General features: G+C 72.2%; 24 protein-coding genes. 11 read left to right on the forward strand and 13 right to left on the reverse strand.

The features are described from left to right. Nucleotides 1-20 precede the first annotated feature (20 nt). Nucleotides 21-1,622 carry an ABC-F family ATP-binding cassette domain-containing protein gene (locus ACI8AX_RS01515; RefSeq protein ID WP_456548017.1) on the reverse strand — a complete coding sequence of 534 codons (1,602 nt, stop codon included), beginning with the start codon at nucleotides 1,620-1,622 and terminating at the stop codon, nucleotides 21-23. 127 nt (nucleotides 1,623-1,749) lie between these two features. Between ACI8AX_RS01515 and ACI8AX_RS01520 the strand changes: the two genes are divergently transcribed. The 4 genes from ACI8AX_RS01520 to ACI8AX_RS01535 are packed head-to-tail and all read left to right on the forward strand — an operon-like array spanning nucleotide 1,750 to nucleotide 6,463. Then, nucleotides 1,750-3,921, forward strand: coding sequence for an SCO7613 C-terminal domain-containing membrane protein (locus ACI8AX_RS01520; RefSeq protein WP_456548018.1), 2,172 nt, complete (start codon nucleotides 1,750-1,752; stop codon nucleotides 3,919-3,921). A 45-nt stretch (nucleotides 3,922-3,966) separates the two neighbouring features. After that, nucleotides 3,967-5,727 carry an SCO7613 C-terminal domain-containing membrane protein gene (locus ACI8AX_RS01525; protein WP_456548019.1) on the forward strand — a complete coding sequence of 587 codons (1,761 nt, stop codon included), beginning with the start codon at nucleotides 3,967-3,969 and terminating at the stop codon, nucleotides 5,725-5,727. Between the two features lie 50 nt (nucleotides 5,728-5,777). Then, the gene (locus ACI8AX_RS01530) at nucleotides 5,778-6,074 is read left to right on the forward strand and encodes an ArsR/SmtB family transcription factor (protein WP_456548020.1); all 297 of its coding nucleotides are present in this window, start codon (nucleotides 5,778-5,780) and stop codon (nucleotides 6,072-6,074) included. Next, nucleotides 6,071-6,463 carry a VOC family protein gene (locus ACI8AX_RS01535; RefSeq protein ID WP_456548021.1) on the forward strand — a complete coding sequence of 131 codons (393 nt, stop codon included), beginning with the start codon at nucleotides 6,071-6,073 and terminating at the stop codon, nucleotides 6,461-6,463. The genes ACI8AX_RS01530 and ACI8AX_RS01535 overlap by 4 nt, the downstream gene beginning before the upstream one ends. An 80-nt stretch (nucleotides 6,464-6,543) precedes the next feature. Here ACI8AX_RS01535 and ACI8AX_RS01540 read toward each other — a convergent pair whose 3' ends face one another. From ACI8AX_RS01540 to ACI8AX_RS01585, 10 genes are all read right to left on the reverse strand, one after another. After that, nucleotides 6,544-6,933, reverse strand: a complete 390-nt coding sequence (locus tag ACI8AX_RS01540; protein ID WP_456548022.1) for a metal-sulfur cluster assembly factor — start codon at nucleotides 6,931-6,933, stop codon at nucleotides 6,544-6,546. Beyond that, entirely contained in the window at nucleotides 6,930-7,418 is a 489-nt protein-coding gene (gene sufU / locus ACI8AX_RS01545; RefSeq protein WP_456548023.1) for a Fe-S cluster assembly sulfur transfer protein SufU, read from the reverse strand. Before sufU ends, ACI8AX_RS01540 begins: the two co-directional genes overlap by 4 nt. Nucleotides 7,419-7,420: 2 nt before the next feature. Further along, nucleotides 7,421-8,758, reverse strand: coding sequence for a cysteine desulfurase (locus tag ACI8AX_RS01550; RefSeq protein ID WP_456548024.1), 1,338 nt, complete (start codon nucleotides 8,756-8,758; stop codon nucleotides 7,421-7,423). Then, nucleotides 8,755-9,525 carry a Fe-S cluster assembly ATPase SufC gene (sufC, locus tag ACI8AX_RS01555; protein WP_456548025.1) on the reverse strand — a complete coding sequence of 257 codons (771 nt, stop codon included), beginning with the start codon at nucleotides 9,523-9,525 and terminating at the stop codon, nucleotides 8,755-8,757. The genes ACI8AX_RS01550 and sufC overlap by 4 nt, the downstream gene beginning before the upstream one ends. A 14-nt stretch (nucleotides 9,526-9,539) precedes the next feature. Further along, complete coding sequence (locus ACI8AX_RS01560) at nucleotides 9,540-9,884, reverse strand: non-heme iron oxygenase ferredoxin subunit (RefSeq protein ID WP_456548026.1); 345 nt, start codon at nucleotides 9,882-9,884, stop codon at nucleotides 9,540-9,542. Beyond that, nucleotides 9,884-11,179, reverse strand: coding sequence for a Fe-S cluster assembly protein SufD (gene sufD, locus ACI8AX_RS01565; RefSeq protein ID WP_456548027.1), 1,296 nt, complete (start codon nucleotides 11,177-11,179; stop codon nucleotides 9,884-9,886). Before sufD ends, ACI8AX_RS01560 begins: the two co-directional genes overlap by 1 nt. Then, nucleotides 11,179-12,621 carry a Fe-S cluster assembly protein SufB gene (gene sufB / locus ACI8AX_RS01570; RefSeq protein WP_456548028.1) on the reverse strand — a complete coding sequence of 481 codons (1,443 nt, stop codon included), beginning with the start codon at nucleotides 12,619-12,621 and terminating at the stop codon, nucleotides 11,179-11,181. The genes sufD and sufB overlap by 1 nt, the downstream gene beginning before the upstream one ends. Next, complete coding sequence (locus tag ACI8AX_RS01575) at nucleotides 12,618-13,418, reverse strand: helix-turn-helix transcriptional regulator (RefSeq protein ID WP_456548029.1); 801 nt, start codon at nucleotides 13,416-13,418, stop codon at nucleotides 12,618-12,620. Before ACI8AX_RS01575 ends, sufB begins: the two co-directional genes overlap by 4 nt. A 363-nt stretch (nucleotides 13,419-13,781) precedes the next feature. Further along, nucleotides 13,782-14,132, reverse strand: coding sequence for a hypothetical protein (locus tag ACI8AX_RS01580; RefSeq protein ID WP_456548030.1), 351 nt, complete (start codon nucleotides 14,130-14,132; stop codon nucleotides 13,782-13,784). A 29-nt stretch (nucleotides 14,133-14,161) separates the two neighbouring features. Then, nucleotides 14,162-14,608, reverse strand: coding sequence for a hypothetical protein (locus ACI8AX_RS01585; RefSeq protein WP_456548031.1), 447 nt, complete (start codon nucleotides 14,606-14,608; stop codon nucleotides 14,162-14,164). Nucleotides 14,609-14,999: 391 nt separating this feature from the next. Between ACI8AX_RS01585 and ACI8AX_RS01590 the strand changes: the two genes are divergently transcribed. After that, nucleotides 15,000-15,128 (forward strand): hypothetical protein, encoded by a 129-nt coding sequence (locus tag ACI8AX_RS01590; RefSeq protein ID WP_456548032.1) that lies wholly within the window; start codon nucleotides 15,000-15,002, stop codon nucleotides 15,126-15,128. Nucleotides 15,129-15,132: 4 nt separating this feature from the next. Here ACI8AX_RS01590 and ACI8AX_RS01595 read toward each other — a convergent pair whose 3' ends face one another. After that, on the reverse strand, nucleotides 15,133-15,420 hold the full coding sequence (locus ACI8AX_RS01595; RefSeq protein ID WP_456548033.1) for a Dabb family protein: 288 nt from the start codon (nucleotides 15,418-15,420) through the stop codon (nucleotides 15,133-15,135). 84 nt (nucleotides 15,421-15,504) lie between these two features. Here ACI8AX_RS01595 and ACI8AX_RS01600 point away from each other — a divergent pair, with 84 nt between their 5' ends. Both ACI8AX_RS01600 and ACI8AX_RS01605 read left to right on the forward strand, forming a co-directional pair. Further along, nucleotides 15,505-15,711, forward strand: coding sequence for a hypothetical protein (locus ACI8AX_RS01600; RefSeq protein ID WP_456548034.1), 207 nt, complete (start codon nucleotides 15,505-15,507; stop codon nucleotides 15,709-15,711). A 61-nt stretch (nucleotides 15,712-15,772) separates the two neighbouring features. Further along, complete coding sequence (locus ACI8AX_RS01605; RefSeq protein ID WP_456548035.1) at nucleotides 15,773-16,561, forward strand: hypothetical protein; 789 nt, start codon at nucleotides 15,773-15,775, stop codon at nucleotides 16,559-16,561. 127 nt (nucleotides 16,562-16,688) lie between these two features. Here the strand turns inward: ACI8AX_RS01605 and ACI8AX_RS01610 are convergent, their stop codons facing one another. After that, a complete protein-coding gene (locus tag ACI8AX_RS01610) occupies nucleotides 16,689-17,771 on the reverse strand; it encodes an acyltransferase family protein (protein WP_456548036.1) in 1,083 nt (360 codons plus the stop codon). 669 nt (nucleotides 17,772-18,440) lie between these two features. Between ACI8AX_RS01610 and ACI8AX_RS01615 the strand changes: the two genes are divergently transcribed. From ACI8AX_RS01615 to ACI8AX_RS01630, 4 genes are all read left to right on the forward strand, one after another. Then, nucleotides 18,441-19,184 (forward strand): PP2C family protein-serine/threonine phosphatase, encoded by a 744-nt coding sequence (locus ACI8AX_RS01615; RefSeq protein ID WP_456548037.1) that lies wholly within the window; start codon nucleotides 18,441-18,443, stop codon nucleotides 19,182-19,184. Nucleotides 19,185-19,784: 600 nt separating this feature from the next. Beyond that, a complete protein-coding gene (locus tag ACI8AX_RS01620) occupies nucleotides 19,785-20,582 on the forward strand; it encodes a WecB/TagA/CpsF family glycosyltransferase (RefSeq protein ID WP_456548038.1) in 798 nt (265 codons plus the stop codon). Beyond that, a complete protein-coding gene (locus tag ACI8AX_RS01625; protein ID WP_456548039.1) occupies nucleotides 20,579-21,727 on the forward strand; it encodes a glycosyltransferase family 4 protein in 1,149 nt (382 codons plus the stop codon). The genes ACI8AX_RS01620 and ACI8AX_RS01625 overlap by 4 nt, the downstream gene beginning before the upstream one ends. Nucleotides 21,728-21,979: 252 nt before the next feature. Next, entirely contained in the window at nucleotides 21,980-22,330 is a 351-nt protein-coding gene (locus tag ACI8AX_RS01630; protein WP_456548040.1) for a serine O-acetyltransferase, read from the forward strand. Nucleotides 22,331-22,477: the final 147 nt, after the last annotated feature.

The following is a 22,477-nucleotide window of genomic DNA, read 5'->3' on the forward strand; positions in this document are numbered from 1 at the left end:
CCTGCGCTGCCGCACTCCGCTCAGGCCAGGGAGACCAGGTCGGCGAGGTCCTCGCTCCAGGCGTCCTCCGTGCCGTCGGGCAGGATGATCACCTTGTCGGGGTCGAGTGCCCGCACGGCACCCTCGTCGTGGGTGACCAGCACGATGGCGCCGGTGTAGGTGCGCAGCGCGTCGAGCACCTGCTCGCGGCTGGCCGGGTCGAGGTTGTTGGTCGGCTCGTCGAGCAGCAGCACGTTCGCGCCGGAGACGACGAGGGTGGCCATCGCCAGCCGGGTCCGCTCGCCGCCCGACAGCGTGCCGGCGCGCTGGTCGACCGCCTCGCCGGAGAACAGGAACGCGCCGAGGATCCGCCGCAGCTCGGTGTCGGTGGAGTCCGGGGCCGCCGCCCGCATCACCTCGAGCAGCGTGCGGTCCATGTCGATCGTCTCGTGCTCCTGCGCGTAGTAGCCGATGCGCAGGCCGTGGCCGGCCTTGACCTCGCCGGTGTCGGGCACCTCGGCGCCGGCCAGCAGCCGCAGCAGCGTCGTCTTCCCGGCGCCGTTGAAGCCGAGGACGACGACGCGCGTGCCCTTGTCGATGGCCAGGTCGACCCCGGTGAAGATCTCCAGCGACCCGTAGCTCTTGCTCAAGTGCTCGGCGGTCAACGGCGTGCGGCCGCAGGGCGCCGGCGTCGGGAAGCGCAGCTTGGCCACCCGGTCGGCGACCCGCACCTCGGCGAGGCCGGCGGCCAGCCGCTGGGCGCGCTTGTCCATGCTCTGCGCGGCCTTGGCCTTGGTGGCCTTGGCGCGCATCTTGTCCGCCTGCGCGGTCAGCGCGTCGATCTTCTTCTCGGCGTTGGCGCGCTCGGCGCGGCGCCGCCGCTCGTCGGTCTCCCGGGCGTCCAGGTACCGCTTCCAGCCGAGGTTGTAGACGTCGACGGTGGCCCGGTTGGCGTCCAGGTGCCACACCTTGTTGACGACGGCCTCGAGCAGCTCGACGTCGTGGCTGATGACCACCAGCCCGCTCTTGTGGCTCGCCAGGAACCCCTTGAGCCAGACGATCGAGTCGGCGTCCAGGTGGTTGGTCGGCTCATCGAGCAGCAGCGTGTCGGCGTCGGAGAAGAGGATCCGGGCCAGCTCGACGCGACGGCGCTGACCGCCGGAGAGGGTGCGCAGCGGCTGGGCCAGCACCCGGTCGGGCAGGCCGAGGTTGGTGCAGATCCGGGCCGCGTCGCTCTCGGCGGCGTACCCGCCCATCGCGGCGAACTGGTCCTCCAGCCGCCCGTAGGTGCGCACGGCCCGGTCGCGCTCGGCGTCGTCGGCGGGCTCGGCCATGGCGACCTGGGCCTTGGTGAGCTGCGCCTTGAGGACGTCGAGGCCGCGGCCGGACAGCACGCGGTCGCTGGCGGTGATGTCGAGGTCGCCGCTGCGCGGGTCCTGCGGCAGGTAGCCGAGCTCGCCGGTCACCTCGACCTTGCCGGCGTGCGGCACGCGCTCACCGGCCAGGGTGGTCAGCGTCGTGGTCTTGCCCGCCCCGTTGCGGCCGACCAGGCCGATGCGGTCGCCGGGCTGCACCCGCAGGTCCGCGCCGCTGATGAGGATGCGGGAACCGGCGCGCAGCTCCAGGCCGGTCGTCGTGATCACTGATCCCAGGGTAGGCGCTCCCGGCGGGTCGGTTCGACCGCCGTGCCGGTGACATCGACTGCACCCCGTGTCCACAGTCCGGGTGATCGTGACCCATCCGGTACCGGAGCCCGCCACGATGCGGGGCATGACGCGTCCCCCGGGCCTGCCCTGCCCGGTCTGCGGCCGGCCGGCCTCCGGTGGCGGACCGGCGCCCTGCCCGACCTGCGGGCTGCCCGCCGTCGGCGAGGCCGCCCTGGTCGTCGCCCGGATCGGCGCCACGATCGACGAGCTGACCCGCGACCGCGACCGGCTGCTGGCCACGCTGCGCACCGCCGCGCCCGGGCCGGCGCCCACGGCGCCGCCGGCGCCGGCCCGGACACCGCCCCCGCGGGCGTACGCACCGCCGCCGGCGGCCCCCGTGCCCGCTGCTCCCCCGCCTGCCGCTCCCGGGGCGCCTGCCGGCGCGCCGGCCTGGCTCGCCGCGCCCGCCTGGGAGCAGGCCGGCGTCGCCGGGCCGCCCCCGCCGGCCCGGCGGCTGAGCCCGCAGCAGGTGCTGCTGGGCCTGGGCGCCCTGGCGCTCGTCGCCGGGGCGCTGGCGTTCGTCGCCGTCGCGTGGAACCGGCTGGGGGTGGCCGGGCAGGCCGGGGTGCTGCTCGCCGTGACGGCGGGGCTGTGCGGCGCCTCGGCCGTGACGGCGCGCCGCGGCCTGCGGGCCACCGAGGAGGCGCTGGCCGGGGCCGGGGCGGCGTTGCTGGCCGTCGACCTCGGCGCCGCGTACGCGCTCGGCCTGGGCGGGGTCGACGACGTCCCCCTGCGGCTGTGGACCGCGTGGTCCTGCGCCGCCGTGGCGCTGGTCGCCCTGGCCCTGGGGCGGCTGACCCGCAGCACCGCGGCCTGGCCGCTGGTCGCGCTGCTCACCGCGCAACCCGTGCCGCTGCTGCTCCTGCCCGGGGACTCCGTCGAGGGTCCGGCAGGGGTGGCCGCGCTCCTCGGGCTGGCGCTCGCCGACGTCCTCGCCCTGACGGCGGTGCGGCCGCTGCTGCGCCCGGTCGCGCGGCTCCTGGCCGGCCTGGCGGCGGCCGGCGCGGCGCTGCTGGGCCTGGCCGTCGCCTGGGAACGCGCCGCCGTGCCGGCGTGGACGGCGACCGGACTGCTGCTCCTGGCGACCGTCGTCGCGTCCCTGCTGCCCCGCTCGCCCCGGCCGGCCGCCGAGTTGCCGGGCGCCGTCCCGCTGCTGGGCGTCGGCGCCGGGGTCACCGCGGCGGCGGCCACCGGCTCCTCCGACGCGCTCGGCCCCGGCGGGCTGGTGCTCGCCACCGGGCTGGGGCTGGTCCTGCTCGCGGTGGCCGTGCTCGTGGCCCGGCACCGCGTCGCGCTGGCCGGCACGGCCGCCGGGGGTGCGGTGCTCGCGCTGACCGGCGCCGGGGCGCTGCTGGCGGCCGACCGGTCCGCCGCGCTCGCGCCGCTGGCGCTGGCCGCCGCGGCGCCGGCCGTGCTGACCGCGGTGCGGCTCCCGGCGCTGCGGCCGCCCGCGGTCGGGGCCGCGCTGGCCGCGCCGGCGGTCGCCGTCCTGCTGGCCGCCGTCGACGGTCCGCTCGACCGGCCGGCCGCCGGGCTGCTGCTGGCGCTCACCGCGGCGGTCGCGTTCGCCGTGGCCTCGCTGCGGGCCGGCCGGCCGGAGGAGCAGGTCGCGGCCGCGGCCGGCGCGGTGGTCGGCGTCCTGGCCGTCGGGACGGCCGCGTCCACCGGCGCGCTCGGCCAGGTGGCGGTGCAGCTGGCGGTGGTCGGGGCCGCGGCCGGGGGCTACGGCCTCGTCGCCCGGTCCCGGGTGGTGCAGGCCGCGGCGGTCGCCGCGCTGGTCGCCGCGTGCTGGTCCGCGGTGGCCGGCGCGGGGGTCGAGGTGGTCGAGGCGTACACGCTGCCGGCCGCCGCCGGGCTCGCCGTGCTGGCCGTCCCGGCGCTGCGGTCGGGGGCCGGGTCGTGGTCCGCGGAGGCGCCGGCGGTGGCGGTCGCGCTGGTCCCCTCTGCGCTGGCGGCGGTGGCCGAGCCCTCGCCGCTGCGGTGGCTGCTCGTCGTCGTGGCGGCGGCCCTCGCCGCGTCGGGCGGGGCGTTCGCGCACCGGCAGGCGACCTTCGTGCTCGGGGCCGGCAGCCTGGCGTGGGTGGTGCTCGGCCGGCTGGCCCCGTACGCGCCGCTGCTGCCCCGCTGGATCACGCTGGGCGCCGTCGGGGTGGTGCTGCTGGTCGTCGGCGCCACCTACGAGCGGCGCCGGCAGCAGGCGCGCGAGGCGGTCGCCTGGGTGGCGCAGATGCGCTGACGTCCCGGCCTGCCGGACGAGGCCGCCGGTCCTAGCGTGGACGACGTGGCGGACCTCCCCTCCCGCGTCCGGCCGCCGCAGGTGCTGCTCGCGGTCGGCGCGGTGCTGCTGCTCGTCGGGACGCTCGCCACCCCCGGGGAGGACGGCGCCGGGTCGGGAGCCGCCCTCACGCTCGCCGCCCTCGCCGCCGGGGCGGTCTCCGCGTGGGCGTCACGGGCCGGGCTGCGGGGCACGCGGGAGACGCTGGCCGCGACCGCGGTGGTGCTCGCCGTCGCCGGCACCGCGCAGGACGGCTCACCGGGAGGCGGCAGTCCGGTGGGCCCGGCGCTGCTGGCCCTGACCCTCGCCGGGGTCGCCCGGCTCCAGCCGGCGCCGCTGAGCTGGCCGCTGGGCGCCTGGGCCGCGGGGCAGCTGGCGGCCCTGCGGCTCCTCCCGGGCGTCCCCGAGGGCGTGCCGCGCACCGGCGCCCTGCTCGCCGTTTCGCTGGCCGGCCTGGTGGTGGTGCTGGGCGCCCGGCCCGCGATCGCCCGGGTCGTCCTGGTCACCACCGTGCCGTGGTGGGTGCTCGGGGTGGCGGGCGGCGTCGGCACCGCGTGGGCGGCCCCGGTCCCCGATGCGGCGGCGTCCGCCGCGCTGACGGTCGCCGCCGCGGCCGGACTGCTCGTCGTCCGGCTCGACCGGGCCGTGTCGCCGCTGCTGGGCCCGCCGCGCGCCGTCCCCGTGCTCGCCGGAGCCGTCTCCGGCGCGGCGGTCGCAGGCGTCCTGTCCGGCGGACCGGGCAGCGCGGTCGTCGCCGGGTACGCCGGCGTCCTGCTGGCGGCGGTCGCCGCCGGGGCGCTGGACGGCTGGCGGCGGGGGCTGCTGCTGCCGTGCGCCCTGGCGGCGGGGACGACGCTGGTCGCCTGCGCGCTGACCCAGCTGGTCGGCGCGGCGGCGTGGCGGGAGCTGGCCCTGCTGCTCCTGCTCACCGCGGCGCCCTCGGCCGCGGTCGCCCGCCGGCGCCGCGAGGACCGGCCGGCCGCCGTCCCCGTGGCGGTGGGCTGTCTGGCCGCGGCCGCGCTGCTTGCGGTGCCGGCCGGGCTGCTCGGTCCGGTCGAGGCAGCGGCGGTGCTGACCCTGCTCTACGCGGCCGCGCTGCTCGGTGCCACCGGTCTGGCCGCCGACACCCGGCGGCACACGCTGGCGGTCGCCGCGGGCACCGCCGCGGCCGCGGTGCTGCTGGTCGCGGCCGCCGGGTCGCCCGGGCAGGTCGCGGCGCACCTGGCAGCCCAGGGCGCGCTGACCTGGCTCTGGGCGGTGTACGTGGGCCGCCGCGCCGGGGAGGCGTCCGCGCCCGCCCGCGCGGCGGGCGCCGCCGAGGTCGTGGCCGCGGCCTGGACGGTGGCAGCGCTGGGCGGGGCGTCGGCGCTGGAGGTCTACACCCTGCCGGCGGCCGCGGGGCTGCTGCTGGCGGCCGGTCCCGAGCTGGGCCGCCGGCCGTCGGAGCGCGCGTGGGGCCCGGGCCTGCTCGTGGCCGCCGTCCCGTCGACGGTGCTCGCCGTCGTCGCGCCGGGCGCCGAGCGGCCGCTGCTCGTGCTCGCCGCGGCCGCGGTCGCCATGGTCGGCGGCGCCGCCGCGAACATCCGGACGCCGCTGGTGGCAGGTGCGGGCACCGCGGTGGCCCTGGCGGTCGGGCTCGCGGTCGTGGCGCTCCCCCTGCCGCTGGCCGGTGCGCTCGTGGCCGGGGTGGCGCTGCTCGCCGTGGGCGCCCGGCGCGAGCTCCGGCCGGTCGGCGGCTTCGCCGAGCGCGTCGCCGAGATGCGCTGAGCCTCTCCCCGCCCTTGACGGGCAAGTAGCTGCTTGCGTATACCTGTCACGTGGACGCCGACGCCGACGTGTTCCGTGCTCTCGGTGACGCGACGCGCCGCACGATCCTCGACGAGCTGACCGACCGGGACGGGCAGACGCTCTTCGAGATCTGCGGCCGGCTCGCCATGAAGCACGGGCTGACGTCGTCGCGGCAGGCGATCTCGCAGCACCTCGCCGTCCTGGAAGAGGCCGGCCTCGTCCGCACGCGGCGGCAGGGCCGGTACAAGTACCACCACCTCGACACGGGCCCGCTGCGCTCGATCGTCGACCGGTGGCCCGTCGACCGAGAGGCACCAGACCTGTGATCCGGATCAACATCACCAGCGTGTGGGTGGACGACCAGGCCAAGGCGCTGGCCTTCTACACCGAGAAGCTGGGCTTCGTGAAGAAGACCGACGTGCCGGCCGGCGAGGCCCGCTGGCTGACGGTGGTCTCCCCCGCCGACCCGGACGGCGTGGAGCTCCTGCTGGAGCCCGACGGGCACCCGGCGGCGCGCCCGCTCAAGGACGCGCTGGTGGCCGACGGCATCCCGTTCACCCAGTTCGCCGTGGACGACGTGTACGCCGAGGTCGAGCGGCTCAAGGCGCTCGGCGTGGAGTTCACCCAGGAGGCGACCGACCTCGGCCCGGTGGTGACCGCCGTCCTCGACGACACCTGCGGCAACCTCATCCAGCTCGCCGCCATGAAGCAGTAGTCCCCGGAGCGGATGGAACGGCCCCGCTACCGGGCCCCGCGCCGCGCAGAGCGTGGCGCGGGGAGCAGCGGGGTCCTTCCTCAGACGCGGAAGCCGAGCGCGCGGAGCTGCTCGCGGCCGTCGTCGGTGATCTTGTCCGGGCCCCACGGGGGCATCCACACCCAGTTGATCCGGATGTCGTCGACCAGCCCGGGGCCGGGGCCGCCGGTCAGCGCGGTGCGCGCCTGGTCCTCGATGACGTCGGTCAGCGGGCAGGCCGCCGAGGTCAGCGTCATGTCCAGGACGGCGACGTTGTTCTCGTCGACGTCGATCCCGTAGACCAGGCCCAGGTCGACGACGTTGACCCCCAGCTCGGGGTCGACGACGTCGCGCATGGCCTCCTCGACGTCCTCGAGCAGAGCCGACTTGTACGCCGGCAGCTCGGCGGGCGCGTCGCCGGCGGTCGCCGGGGTCTCGGTGGTCTCGCTCATGCCTGCGGCCCTCCCACGGGGTCGGTGACGGACAGGGCTCGGGCGCTGGCGTCCTTGAGGGCCATCCAGCTCATCAGCGCGCACTTGATCCGCGCCGGGTACTTGGAGACGCCGGCGAAGGCGACGGCGTCCTCCAGCTCGTCCTCGAGCTTCTCGGCCACCGACGCGTCGCCCTTGCTCTGCATCAGGGTCATGAAGTGCTCGCCGGTCTCCAGCGCCTGCGGCACGGACCGGCCGATGACGAGGTCGTACATCGCCGAGACCGAGGCCTGGCTGATCGAGCAGCCCATGCCCTCGTACGAGACGTCGGACAGGACGACGTCGCCCGATGCGTCCTTCTCCAGGTGCACCCGGAGGGTCACCTCGTCACCGCACGTCGGGTTGACGTGGTGCACCTCGGCCTCGAACGGCTCGCGCAGGCCCCGGCCGTGCGGGTTCCGGTAGTGGTCCAGGATGATCTCCTGGTACATCGACTCGAGCTGCACGTTCAGGCCTCCTCGGTGGCTTCCGGAGGGACAACGCCGAAGAACTGCTGGGCCTTCCGGATGCCCTCGGCCAGTGCGTCGACGTCGTCGTACCCGGTGTGCACGTAGAAGGTGGCGCGGGTGGTCGCCGGGACGCCGTAGCGGCGCACGACCGGCCAGGCGCAGTGGTGCCCGACGCGGACGGCGATGCCCAGGTCGTCGAGGACCTGGCCGACGTCGTGCGGGTGGACGCCCTCGACGGTGAAGGAGATGGCCCCGCCGCGGGCGACCGTGTCGGGCGGGCCGACGACGGTGACGCCGGGGATCTCCGCCAGCCGCTCGAGCGCGTAGGCGGTCAGCGCCTCCTCGTGCGCCTGCACGTTCGCCATGCCCAGCCGCTGCAGGTACTCCACGGCGGCGCCGAGGCCGACCACCTGCGCGGTCATCGGGACGCCGGCCTCGAACCGCTGCGGCGGCGGCATGAAGGTGCTGCCCTCCATGCGGACGACCTCGATCATCGAGCCGCCGGTGAGGAACGGCGGCAGCGCGTCGAGCACCTCGTAGCGGCCCCACAGCACGCCGACACCCGTCGGTCCGAGCATCTTGTGCCCGGAGAAGACGAGGAAGTCCGCGCCGAGCTCGGTGACGTCGACCGGCTGGTGCGGCACCGACTGCGCGCCGTCGACCAGCACCAGGGCACCGACCTCCCGGGCGCGGGCCACGATCGGCTCGAGCGGGTTGATCGTGCCGAGGATGTTCGACTGCTGGGTGACCGCCACCAGCCTGGTGCGCTCGTTGACCACCGTGCCGAGGTCGGACAGGTCCAGCCGGCCGTCGTCGGTGAGGCCGAGCCAGCGCAGGGTCGCGCCGGTCCGCTCGCACAGCTGCTGCCAGGGCACCAGGTTGGCGTGGTGCTCCATCTCGGTCACGACGATCTCGTCGCCCTGGCCGACGGCGTACCGGCGGAACGCGTCCTCCTTGGCCGTGGCCGCGTTGGACAGCGCGTAGGCGACGAGGTTGATGGCCTCGGTGGAGTTGCGGGTGAAGACGACCTCGTCGGTGCGCGCGCCGATGAAGCGGGCGATCGTCTCCCGGGCGGCCTCGTACGCGCCGGTCGCCTCCTCGGCGAGCTGGTGCGCGCCGCGGTGCGGGGCGGCGTTGACGTTCTCGTAGAACCAGCGCTCGGCGTCCAGGACGCTGCGCGGCTTCTGCGAGGTGGCGCCGGAGTCGAGGTAGACCAGCCGCTTCCCGTCACGGACGGTGCGCGACAGGATCGGGAAGTCCGCCCGGATCGCCTCGACGTCCAGGGGCAACGGGGCCTTCTGCGCCCCGGCACCGGGACGCGAGACGGTCTGGGTCATGACTGGGTGGCCTCCGTGGCCTTGACGTACTCGGCGTAGCCCTCGTTCTCGAGCTTGTCGGCGAGCTCGGGGCCGCCCTCCTCGACGAACCGGCCGGCCACGAAGACGTGCACGAAGTCGGGCTTGATGTAGCGCAGGATCCGCGTGTAGTGGGTGATCAGCAGGACGCCGATCTCCCCCTCCTCGCGGGTGCGGTTGACGCCCTCGGAGACGATCCGCAGCGCGTCGACGTCGAGGCCGGAGTCGGTCTCGTCGAGGACGGCGATCTTCGGCTTGAGCAGCCGCATCTGCAGGATCTCGTGGCGCTTCTTCTCACCGCCGGAGAAGCCCTCGTTGACGTTGCGCTCGGCGAACGCCGGGTCCATCTCCAGCGCGGCCATCTCGGACTTGACGTCCTTGACCCACGTGCGCAGCTTCGGCGCCTCGCCCTTGACCGCGGTGGCCGCGGTGCGCAGGAAGTTCGACACCGAGACGCCGGGCACCTCGACCGGGTACTGCATGGCCAGGAACAGCCCGGCGCGGGCGCGCTCGTCGACGCTCATGGCGAGGACGTCCTCGCCGTCGAGGGTCACCGACCCGCCGGTCACGGTGTACTTCGGGTGGCCGGCGATCGAGTACGCCAGCGTCGACTTGCCCGACCCGTTGGGGCCCATGATCGCGTGGGTCTCGCCCGAGCGGACGGTGAGGTCGACGCCGCGGAGGATCTCCTTGGCGTCGTCGCCGTCGCCCACGTTGACGTGCAGGTCGCGGATCTCCAGCACGGACACTTGTCTTCTGCTCCTCAGTTGCCGATCGGCGAGTCGAGGTCGACGAGCACGTCGTCGCCCTCCACGCGGACCGGGTAGACGGGGACCGGCTCGGTGGCCGGCAGGTTGGTGGGGCGGCCGCTGGTCAGGTCGAAGCACGACCCGTGCAGCCAGCACTCGATGGTCGGGGCGCCCTTGAACTCCTCGACGTCGCCCTCGGACAGCGGGACCTCCGCGTGCGAGCACAGGTCCTCGATGGCGAACACCTCGCCTTCGAAGCGGACGACGGCGACGGCCTCGCGGTCGGCGCCCGGCAGCTCCACGCGCAGCGCGCCGGGCTCCTTGACGTCGGCCAGCGAGCACAGCCGGGTGAAGGCCATCAGGCCTCCACCGGCTGCTCGGCGAGGCCGGGGAGGGCGCCGAGGCGCGCCTCGACCGACGCCATGAGCCGGTCCTGCAGCTCGGGGACGCCGATGCGCTGGACGACGTCGGCGAAGAAGCCGCGCACCACCAGGCGGCGGGCGGTCTCGGCGTCGATGCCGCGCGAGCACAGGTAGAACAGCTGCTCGTCGTCGAACCGGCCGGTGGCACTGGCGTGGCCGGCGCCGACGATCTCGCCGGTCTCGATCTCCAGGTTGGGCACCGAGTCGGCGCGGGCGCCGTCGGTGAGCACCAGGTTGCGGTTGAGCTCGTAGGTCTCGGTGCCGACGGCGGCCGGGCGGATTCGGACGTCGCCGACCCACACCGTGTGCGCCTGCTCGCCCTGCAGCGCGCCCTTGTAGAGCACGTCGCTGCGGCAGTGCGGCACCGCGTGGTCGACCCACAGCCGGTGCTCCTGGTGCTGGGTCTCGTCGGCGAAGTAGACGCCGTATAGCTCGGCCGACCCGCCGGGCCCGGCGTAGGAGACGTTGCTGACCAGGCGCACGAGGTCGCCGCCGAGGGTCACCACGACCTGGGTGACGCTCGCGTCGCGGCCGACGACGGTGTCGTACTGGCCGCCGTGCACGCTGCCCGGCGCCCACTCCTGCACGGAGACGAGGGTGACCTTCGCGCCGTCGCCGACGAGGACCGCGACGCCGCCGGAGTAGCGGGCCAGGCCGGAGTGGTCGAGCACGACCGTGGCCTCGGCGAAGGCGCCGACCTCGACCACGAGCTGACCCCACACGACCTCGTCGGAGCCGGTGCCGGCCAGCCCCAGGGTGACCGGCCGGTCGGGCCGCGCCTCGGCGGCGATGCGGACGACGGCCGCGCCGCCGCTGCGCTGCCGGGTGAGCGCGGCCAGCCGGTCGGCCGGCTCGGGCAGGCCCTTGAGCAGCGGGTCGTCGGCGTCGACGCTGGTCAGCTCGACGCCCTCGGGCAGGTCGGTGTCCCACCGCAGGTGCGCGTCGGAGGGGGCGCCGTCCAGCAGCGGGCGGATCCGGCGCATCGGGGTGAAGCGCCAGTCCTCCTCGCGGCCGGTCGGGGCCCCGAACGCCTCGGGGTCGGTCGAGGTGAACCGCTCGGCCGGGGAGCCGGTCGGGGCGGGGCCGCCGTGGCTGTGCGCTCCCGGCGCCGCCTCGCCGGCGGAGCCGGTGCCCGCCGCCGGGGTGGACGGCGGGCCGGCCTGGGTGCCGACGCCGGGGGCGAACAGCTCGCCGGCGAGGGTGGTGCTGGTGTTCTCGACGCTGTCCGGCATCAGCCGACGGCACCTTCCATCTGCAGCTCGATGAGGCGGTTGAGCTCGAGGGCGTACTCCATCGGCAGCTCGCGGGCGATCGGCTCGACGAAGCCGCGCACGACCATCGCCATGGCCTCGTCCTCGGTCATGCCGCGGCTCATCAGGTAGAAGAGCTGGTCCTCGCTGACCCGGGAGACGGTGGCCTCGTGGCCCATGGCGACGTCGTCCTCGCGGACGTCGACGTAGGGGTAGGTGTCCGAGCGGCTGATGGTGTCGACCAGCAGCGCGTCGCACTTCACCGTCGACCGCGAGCCGTGCGCGCCCTCGTCGATCTGCACCAGGCCGCGGTAGGAGGTGCGGCCACCGCCGCGGGCCACCGACTTGCTGATGATGTTCGAGGAGGTGTGCGGCGCGGCGTGCACCATCTTGGCGCCGGCGTCCTGGTGCTGGCCCTCGCCGGCGAAGGCGATGGAGAGCACCTCGCCCTTGGCGTGCTCACCGGTCATCCAGACGGCCGGGTACTTCATCGTCACCTTGGAGCCGATGTTGCCGTCGACCCACTCCATGGTCGCGCCCTCGTGGGCGACCGCCCGCTTGGTGACCAGGTTGTAGACGTTGTTCGACCAGTTCTGGATGGTCGTGTACCGGCAGCGGGCGTTCTTCTTGACGATGATCTCGACGACCGCGGAGTGCAGCGAGTCGCTCTTGTAGATCGGCGCGGTGCAGCCCTCGACGTAGTGCACGTAGGCGCCCTCGTCGATGACCATGAGCGTCCGCTCGAACTGGCCCATGTTCTCCGTGTTGATCCGGAAGTAGGCCTGCAGCGGGATCTCGACGTGGACGCCCTTGGGCACGTAGATGAACGACCCGCCGGACCACACCGCGGTGTTGAGCGCGGCGAACTTGTTGTCGCCGGCCGGGATGACCGAGCCGAAGTACTCCTTGAACAGGTCCTCGTGCTCGCGCAGCGCGGTGTCGGTGTCGAGGAACAGGACGCCCTGCTCCTCGAGGTCCTCGCGGATCTTGTGGTAGACGACCTCGGACTCGTACTGGGCCGCGACACCGGCGATCAGCCGCTGCTTCTCGGCCTCCGGGATGCCCAGCTTGTCGTAGGTGTTCTTGATGTCCTCGGGCAGCTCCTCCCACGAGGCGGCCTGGGCCTCGGTGGAGCGCACGAAGTACTTGATGTTCTGGAAGTCGATGCCGGACAGGTCCGAGCCCCAGTCGGGCATGGGCTTGCGCTCGAAGAGCTTGAGCGCCTTGAGGCGGCGCTCGAGCATCCACTCGGGCTCGTTCTTGCGGCGCGAGATGTCGCGGACGACGTCCTCGTTGAGGCCGCGCTTGGCCGAGGCCCCCGCGACGTCGGCGTCCGCCCAGCCGTACTGGTAGCGGCCGAGCTGGTCGATCTGCTCGTCCTGCGTCAGCGGCGTGCTGGTCACCGGCTGCTGGGTGCTGGTCATGCGGGCGTCCTCTCCCGGTCGAACGTGAGGGTGGAGCTGCTGGTGGACGGGGCGCCGGAGGTCACGCGCGGCGCTCGCCGGTCACCTGGTACAGGGCCTGCGGGGGTCGTTCTGTTCCCCCCGCGACTGTGTTCCCGGCCGCCGGGCAGCGGTCCGGGGATGTGGGTCGTGCACACACCGTCGCCGTGCGCGATCGTGGCCAGCCGCTGCACGTGCGTGCCGACGAGCCGGCCGATGACCGCCGTCTCGGCCTCGCACAGCTGCGGGAACTCCGCCGCGACGTGCGCCACCGGGCAGTGGTGCTGGCAGAGCTGGCCGCCACTGGCGATCGCCGAGGCCGCGGCAGCGTAACCCTCGGCGGTCAGGGCGCTGGCCAGCGCCTGGGCGCGGTCCACCGGGGCGCCCGCCCGGCCGGCCGTGGCCTGCGCGCCCGCGGCCGAGCAGCGCTGCTCGAGGCCGGACAGCTGCGCCTCGGCGACCGCACGGACGGCCTCGGGCCCCTGCGACGTGGCGATGTGCCGCAGCGCGGTGAGCGCCAGGTCGTCGTAGGCGTGCGGGAACGTCGAGCGGCCGACGTCGCTGAGGTGGTACTGCCGCGCGGGCCGGCCCCGGCCGCGGCGGGCACCCGGCGCCTGCCGCTCCTCGATGCGGCCGGTGGCGACGAGCGCGTCCAGGTGCCGGCGGACGGCGGCCGGCGAGATCCCCAGCCGCGCCGCCAGCTCGCTGGCCGTCTGCGGGCCGTGCTCGAGCAGGAGGGCGCTCACGCGGTGCCGCGTGCTCCGGTCCTCGCTTTCCACAACACGAGTGTGACCTATTTCCGGGGGCTCGCAACCAAGGTCCGCCTAACCCCCTGGGGGGGGGGGGGGGGGGGGGGGGGGGGGGGGGGGGGGGGGGGGGGGGGGGGGGGGGGGGGGGGGGGGGGGGGGGGGGGGGGGGGGGGGGGGGGCGGGGGGGGGGGGGGGGGGGGGGGGGGGGGGGGGGGGGGGGGGGGGGGGGGGGGGGGGGGGGGGGGGGGGGGGGGCGCCCCCCCCCCCGCCCCAGCAGTGCTGAGGAGCCTCCAGGAAGCTGCCGTCGCCCACCCACACCGGCGGGCTCTCCGGCCACTCGAGGCCGGCGACGTCGAGGGCGCGCTCGATCGGGAGGCTCACGGGCTCAGGACGTCACTTGGTGTCGAACGGGTTGCTGATCGCGGAGGCGCCGCGGCGTGCCGACGGAGTCTGGGGCCCGGGTGCGGCGGGCTTGGGCGCGCGCGGCTCGGGGACGTCCCCGGCCCCGTTGATGATCCGCTGGGCGGCTGCCTGCCGGTCGATCTCGGCCTGCTCGGCGGCCGACCGGTTGGTGAAGAACCGGATGAGGAAGTACGGCCAGCCGAAACCCATGACGAGCGCGCGGAGTCGACGCTCGACGGGCGACATGGAGCGATTGGTCTTCTTCCACCAGAAGAACGGCGCGGCGATGAGCAGCGAACTCCACACGTAGATGCCGCCGATGACGGCCAGAACGTTTTCCATTGGTGTTCTCCCCTCGTGATGGCGGCGGGTCAGACGCCGAAGAACCCGCCGGACTGCTGGCTGCCGTACTGGACGGAGTCGGCCAACTCCTGGATCGCCGGGAGCACGGCGTAGCTGTGCACGAGCTGCACGATGGACAGCACCTCGTCGGCGTCCATCTCCGACGGCCCCCCGAAGCTGATGCCGCCGATGACCCGGCCGCCGGCCCGCTCGCCGCCGACCAGATGCCAGCCCACGCGGAGGCTGCCGCCCGAGGGGATGGCGTAGTGGGCTGTCTTGTAGTGCCGGAGCCGGTTCTGGGTGGGCTCGACGACCAGGCACTGGACCGGCTGGGCGCGGAAGCCGCCTGTGGACATCGTGTCGATGCTCATCGTGACCGGCGGTTCGTAGTCCTGCACGCCCCGCGCCACCGAGCGCAGGTAGCGCTCACCGAGCGACGATGCCCGGGGGACGAGGTCCTCGAAGGACTGGATCACGCTCGCGTCATGGATTGCGATGGGCACCGTGGAACTCCCCGTGTAACGACCGTCGAGAATTGCGCGGAGCCCTTGTCTGGACTCTTCGCATCCGTTCACCGGAGTCGTGGTTCCGGTGGAAGTCGTCGCTCACTGTAGGAATGCGTGTGCATTGCGGAAAGGGTCGCGACGACGGCCCGGTGTCCCCTTTGCGGGGTACCACCGAATGGGCGGCGACGGGCCTGATCCGTGCTAGGGGCGGCTCGCCTCGCGCCGTCGGGTCGGCGTCCGTGGGCGTCCGCGTGTTGAGGGACGGCGACGATGAACCCCATTCGTCCCACTGGTCACAACCGGCTGTTGGGGACGTCGCCGTCTCGCTAGCGTCTGCCGCGTTGGCAGAGGGGGACTGGCGATGGGGCAGCAGCAGGCGGAGCAGCGGACGAGGCGGGTCCGGCGGATCGTGTCGCTCGGGATGTGGCTGGTGGCCGCGGGGGCGGCCGCCGTCGTCGGGCTGGACCCGGACGGCCTGGTCCGCTCCTGACGGATCAGTCCTCGAGGTCGCCGACGAGCCAGTCGGCGACTCGGCTCAGGTGCGCGCCGGCTCGCCGGTGGGCGTCGGAGTCGCGCCACGTCTCGAAGGCCGCGCGGTCGGCGAAGACCGCCTCCTGCACCAGCACCGGGCCCTTGCGGGTGTCGAGCGACCAACCGAGGCGCCACGAGAGCAGCCCCGGAGCTTCCCCCGAGGCGTTGACCAGGTCGTACGCCTGCGCACGGGCATCGCCGTCCGCCGAGTCACGGAAGCGGAACAGCACGAGGTGCCGGTAGGAGCGCACGGCTGCATCGTGCACGGCCCCTGCAGGGGCGGCCGCGCCTGCCTGTGGTGGCAGGAGGCCGACCGATACCGCACGCTGGGCTCCGTGCCCAGGTACCGGCTCATCGCGGGGCGCCGGACCGTCGTCGGCGAGTTCGAGGCCGGCGACGACGACCTAGAAGCCATGCGGGCCGGCGAGCCGCTGCGCCGTCAGCACATGGACGAGCGGGGCGCCCCGGGCGAGTACTGGATCGAGCGGTGGGTCGCGGGCGGCTGGGAGTTCCGCGGCCGCTACTGGGATCCGCTGAGCTAGCGGCCTTCGCGCTCCAAGGCTCGGCCGGTTCGGTCCTGGGCGCGGCGGTAGGTTCGGGACCATGGCACGGGGGGACCACTGGTGGAACGAGCCGCCCTGGTGGGCCTGGGCGGTCATGGCGGCGAGCCTCGTCGCGATCATCGTGATGCTGCCGTTCGCGCTGAACCGCGAGCCGCCGGAGTCGGACCTCCCGGCCGGCTCGGTGCGGTCGTCGGAGCCGAGGAGCTCGCCGACCGCAGCTCGCAGTGCGTCGCCGTCCGCCCCGGAGACGACGCCCACTGACGAGGACGTCGCCCAAATCCTGGTCGTCGGGGACGTCGACACGGCTGGCTTCGAGGCCGGGGCCATCGGCTGGCCGGCCGTCCTCCAGGAGCGGCTGCCCGACGTCGAGATGACCGTGGCCACCACCGGTGACGCCGGTTACGTGACCACCGAGGCCCCGACCGACGTCACCTTCCCCGAGCTGATCGCCGAGGCGGACCTCGACGACGTCGAGGTCATCGTCGTGTTCGGCAGCCGTTTCGACGCCGCCGGCATCGCCGACGACGTGGACTTCGCCGCCGGCCTGTCGGTCGGCGCGATCGTCGAGCGGGCGCCGGACGCCGAACTCGTCGTCATCGGTCCCGCGTGGCCCGAGACCCCGGCGCCGGCCGGCGTCCGCAACAACCGGGACGTGATCGCCGCCGCCGCGGAGTCCGGTGAGGCGCTGTTCATCGACCCGCTGACCGAGGGCTGGCTGGCCGACGCTCCGCAGCTGATCGGCCCGGACGGCGAGCACCTCGTCGCGGAGGCCGACGTCTACCTCGCCAACCGGATCGCGCCGCTGATCCAGCAGGCGCTGGGCGCCTGAAGACAGAAGGGGCCGTAGCCCTCCTGCCACAGAGGCAGTGCGGAGAAGCCTCGACTTGCTCTGGTGCGGATGGCGTCACTGCTGCGGCCAGTGCGCGGTGGTCGCTAAGTGTGCGGGCTCGAGACCCCTACTTCGCATTCGTAGCGGCCGCCTGCGGACCGACGACGGGGGTCGGCGGAGTGAGCAGCCAGCGCAGCGGCGAGGCGTTGAGGAGGCGCCCGGCGAGGATGGTGCCGCCGATGATGGGTCCGACGAGCACAGCGGGCAGCAGCAGTGTCCAGAGGTCCGCTTGACTTCGGAGGTGAGTGAGTGCGCCCGACGAGGTGACGGCCGCGCTGAGGGCCGAGATGACGAAGAAGTGCAGGATGTAGACGGGCAGCGTGCGGGCGCCGATGGCCCGCAAGAGGGACGCGACGGAGCCGCCCATGGACCACAGACTGAGGGCCTGGGCGGCTGCGTAGAGGGCCAGAGCCGACAGCGGTAGCCGGAACGCCGGCTCGACATCGAGGGTGGTCAGCAGCCAGTACGCGGTCGAGTATCCGGCAGCAGCGGCTATGAGCTTGCTCGGAGTCGCGGACTTCATGAGCCGGAGCCACAGCTCCGGCGCTTGAGTTCCGAGGTAGAACCAGACGAGATTGGCCAGCACCGAGGGCACCATCAGGACCGGGAGCGGGTCCTGCTGTATGGGGGCGGTCGCCGGGTCGAGCAGTGGTGCGACGACGCTGACCGCAGCGAGCGGGATCAGCGCCCAGGCGCTCCTGTGGCCGAGCGCAGCCACGAGTATGCGAGCGGTCAGAAAGTAGAGTGGCAGCGCGTAGAGGTACCAGAACGCTGTGGGCGCAAGGATGCTGAGCGCGATACCGCCCGCGTTGGGTGGGTCCTCGGGACCGATGCCGGGCACCCAGAGCCGCGCCAGGAAAAGCGCAGTCCACAGCGCATACAGATAGACCATGCCCACGGTACGGCGCCGCGTCTTAGCCAGCGGTCGCGACAGGACGCGAGCGGCGAAGAACCCCGAGATGACGAAGAACAACGGCATGCGAAGCGGCGCTAGGAATCCGGTGACCTCGGCCCACAGTCCGCGGTGGCCCTCACCGATCTGCGCATCGACCCAGATTGACGTGTGCATGAGCACGACGAGCACCATGCACACGCCTCGGCCAGCGTCCGGCCAGTCATAGCGGAAGGGTCGAGCCCCCGAGAGTGCCACGAGCCGTCATGTTGCCTGAGTGTTGACGGATTGTCATCGCGCGCTGTCTCACAGTCTCCGAGCGGCTAACAGGTGCCTTTGCCGGACCGAGTAGCCGCTCCTACCAAGGTCCGGTACGCCAACAGAGCGAAGGCGCCGGGTCGGACGAGCCGTTCCCGAGTCCGACGATGCGGAGCAAGATGACAGGTGATCGGTGCAAGGCGAAACGCTGCGGCGGAAGGCGAGGACAGCGCCGCTGACCGCGCGCATGGTCCTGGACTTTTCCGCCCGGTGTGTCGGACATGGCTTCGATGCCCGGCCACCGCCTTGGCGACGTCAGATCGCTCCTCCCCCGTCGCGCTGGCCCGTGGGGAGCGATTACGGGGCTGCTGGTGTCGGCCATGGCTGCTCACCTGCACACGGGCCTCCCAGGCGCTCCCGCCGTTGTCTACAGGCCCCGCAGGGAGCCGCGGCTGCTGTTCCGGTCAAGCCACCTGCGCCATCACGGCAGTGGTATCAATCCTCAGCCCCGCCTGTGGGTGGCCTCATCCCGCGGACTTGGACAGCCCGGGTACCTGAGGCTATCCCCGGTCGGTGACGGCCGGGTCCGCGTATGGCCTCCTCGGCCAATAGGCTCACCGGCCCACGGGGATGACGTGTGCAGCGGGGCCGCGTCGAGACAGGAGACCGATGCCGCAGGTGCAGCTGTCGTGGGGGACCGCCACCCACATCGGGCAGCGCGAGGAGAACCAGGACCGGTTCCTCGCGGTGCCGCCGCTTTTCGCCGTGGCCGACGGCATGGGTGGGCATGCCGCGGGGGCGGAGGCGGCGCAGAAGGCGGTCGACTGCCTGTCGGCGACAATTGGTAAGCCGGCGCTCACGGTCGAGGCGCTGCAGGAGGCGATCCGCGAGGCTGACGAGAGCATCCGGGCGCTTGGGGAGGCGGACCCATCCATGGTGGGCGCCGGCACCACGGTCGCGGGGATCGCACTCGTGCAGGACGGCGAGGAACTGTGCTGGGCGGTGTTCCACATCGGCGATTCGCGGGTCTATGCCTGGACGCCGAACTCGTGGGTTCAAGTGACCGTGGATCACTCCCTGGTCCAAGTGCTGGTCGAGAGCGGTCATGTGGCTCCCGAGAATGCCGCGACGCATCCGCAGCGCAACATCGTCACTCGGGCGCTGGGCGTGGGCGGCGGTGGAGATGCCGATGTGACGATGCTCCGTTTGGAGGTAGGCCAACGCTTTCTCGTTTGCTCCGACGGGCTCTCGAACGAGGTGTCGGACCAACGCCTTGAGCAGCTCATCGCCGATGGGCCGACGCCCGCGGACGTCGCACAGCACATGGTGACGGAGGCTGTAACGAACGGCGGCCGAGACAACATCGCCGCTGTTGTGGTGGTCCTCGACTCGTTGCCCACGCCTAGGGCCTAGCGACTCGCCACAGCCACGCTGAGACCTAGCGACGCAGACGCCCAACGACGTGTCCTTGCCCCCAGCGCCTGGGAAGTGGTGGCGAGCCTTCATGGCCATGGACAGGGTCGCCCATGAGATGCGGGTGTCAAGCTGGCAGGTGAGGACCTCAGTCATCGAGCGCGCGACCTCCGCGTCGCCTGCACACTCCTGAAGACACGGCTGGGAATCAGGATGGGACTGCAACCAGACGACCGCGAGATGCGCGCATATCATCTTCATTCGACCCACCCGCTCCCAGCAGTTCACATGTGAGACCCTCCATGCGCTGGAGCACGCCAAGCACGGTGCCTGGCCACGTGGAGGCTGACTCTGGCGGAGGGACGCGCAACACCGGATGGGCCGTTGGCTCGGCGGGAGCGCCTCGACGCTAGAGGCGTCAACCCTCGGGGGAGCCAATATCCAGCACACTTTGCGGACTCTCCTTGAGCCCACCGCCAGGTGAGCCCCGTTGAGTCCCGACTTCTCCGCCGACCATCGGCGACCGATCCGCATGCGACCGCAACCACCGGCCAGTTCCCACCACGTCTAGCTAGACCATCACAGATCGAGAAGAAGGACATGACCGATCCACTGTCGAAGCCTGAAACGATCAGCGTCGGAGATGTCCCATTCGCCAATTCGACTCTCGGTGCGGCGGTCGACTGGGTGCTGGATGCCGCCGCACGTGCCTCCCGCGCGCCAACTCCGATACACGTGTGTCTCTCGAACGCCTATTGTGTTGCGCTCGCAAGTCGGGACACCGCTTATAAGAACCTCCTGCATAAGGCCGTGGTCTACCCCGACGGGCGGCCGGTCGTCTGGTTCATGCGATGGTCCTCCAGGAGCGCAGGACAGCGGCGGCCCAGGCAAGTCCGTGGCCCATCGCTATTCCAGCAGGTGCTGGAGGAGGGGCAGGCGCAAGGCGTCAGGCACTTCTTCTACGGCACGAACGACGAGACACTCGATCGACTACGCGCAGCGGTAGAGCCACTCGTCGGGCACGGAGGGGTGGCGGGGATGCTCGCACCTCCCTACGGGCCGCTAAGCGAGTCACACCTTGACGAGGCAGCCGCCTTGATGCGGCGATCTGGAGCGCAACTCATCTGGGTTGCCTTGGGCACCCCCAAGCAAGATTTCATCGGCGCTGAACTGTCGCGTCGAACCGAGCTGCCTTGCCTTGGGGTGGGCGCCGCCTTCGACTTCCTCTCCGGCATGGCAAGCGAGGCTCCTATGGCCTTCCGCAACCTTGGACTCGAATGGCTGTATCGCCTAGTCAGAGAACCGCGCCGACTTTGGCGTCGCTATCTGATCGGAAATGTCCGCTTCCTCTGGGCGGCGAGCAAGGGATTACTGTCCACTGCGGCGCCACGTCCATGAGAATCGCCGTCGTACACAGCTTCTACACGTCCCGCCAACCCTCAGGTGAAAATGCTGTCGTGCCAGCACAAGTGGCCGCCCTGCGAGCCGCAGGCCACGACGTGGAACTATTTGCTCGCCACACCGACGTTGAGTCGCAGAAGCCTTTGTACAACGCGCGATCTGCTGTCAGGACCGCATCGGGTTACGGCGGTAGCCCACTGAGGGAAGTCGAGGCTTTCGAGCCAGATGTGGTGCATGTGCACAACGTCTTTCCGAACCTGCCCGTCCACTGGCTCGGGCAGGTGTCCGCGCCGATAGTTGTGACACTGCACAACTATCGAACATTCTGCTCGGCGGCAACCCTCTTCCGGGACGGAGCGGATTGCACTCTCTGCCTCGATGGGAACACCGTCCATGCAGTCCGATTCGCCTGTTATAGGGGCTCGAAGATCGCCACTCTTCCGCTCGCCTTCGCGACCAGGCTCGGTGGCCCATACAGGCGCTTGGTTGATGACGCGGCCGCCGTCGTGACGCTGAACCGGGAGGCCGAAGCACTCCTCCAGAAGATGGCGCCCGGCCGCACTCGCAGGATCCCGAACTTTGTTGGCGAGGATTTTGCGCATGCCACCTCTGGTCGCCGTTCTGGCTTTGCCTACGTTGGTCGCTTGACGGCGGACAAGGGCATTCTCGAGCTACTCGCCGACTGGCCCCGAGACAGAAGACTGCACATCGCAGGCGCGGGTCCGTTGGGGGGCTCTGTCGCGACCGCCGCCGAGCAAGAACCCGACACATTCACCTACCACGGCCTCATCGGGCGGTCAGAAGTGTCGAGCCTCGTCTCGGCCGTCGAGGGCCTCGTCCTGCCGAGTCTCTGGCGGGAGGGAATCCCGACCATATGCATCGAAGCCCTGGCATCCGGTACTCCGCTGATCGTCTCCGAGAAGTGTTCCGCGCTTCACGACCTCACGGACGGGGGCGCGGGCATCCCGTTCCTTCTTGGTCAGCGGGATTCCCTAGATCGTGCCCTAACCGATGTCAGTCAGACTCTTGCCTCGACGTCAGCGGCCGCGCGGGCCCTCTACTTTCGGGAGTTTTCTCCCCAAGTGTGGGTTTCCCGCATCACATCAGTCTATCGTCAAGTCAGCGGAGTAGTTGGTCGTTGAGTCCTGGAGATGAGGGAGGGCGTACGCCACCGCAACCGTAGAGCCAGCGCTGACAAGATCCGAGGAGGTGAGCGATTGACTGAGATGGCTTCGCTTAGGCAATCCTTGCGCGCCGACTGGCGGGCTAATCGCGGCAACTCCAAGGCATTGGCTGTCCTCCTGTGCTTCCGGTTCGCCTCGTGGATGCGAGGTGACCGAGATGCGCCCCCTAGATGGTGGGCGCGTCCATTCGGCGTTCTGTACAGAGTCCTGGTGGAATGGATCCTGGGTATCGAGATACCATGGCGTACCCGGATCGGTCCCGGCGTTAGACTTTTCCATGGTCAGGGCTTAGTTATCAACGATGAAGCGGTGCTCGGCGCGAACGTTGTGCTCCGCCACGGCGTCACAATCGGCGTCAAGGAAGACGGCGGTGCAGCGCCCACCATCGGAGACGGCGTGGTGTTCGGTGCCAGTGCCCTCGTCATTGGCGAGGTGACAGTCGGACCTCGGGCCGTCATCGCTGCGGGAGCAGTCGTGATTCACGATGTGCCGACCGGCGCGCTAGTAGCGGGCAACCCCGCTATCGTGAAACGGCATCTCGCCGCTGGGGAAGACGCGTGAATTCGGAATTTCACACCGCCCAAGTCGAGTCAACACGCGGGGGTGGGCAACTCGCTACCGCGGTCGCGGTCCTATTGCCCATACCGCTCCCTTCCCTTCAATCTCTGACCGTCGGCGACGCGCTGGTTCTCGTCGCCCTGCCGGGTC

The organism is Blastococcus sp. SYSU D00813, assembly GCF_054050735.1.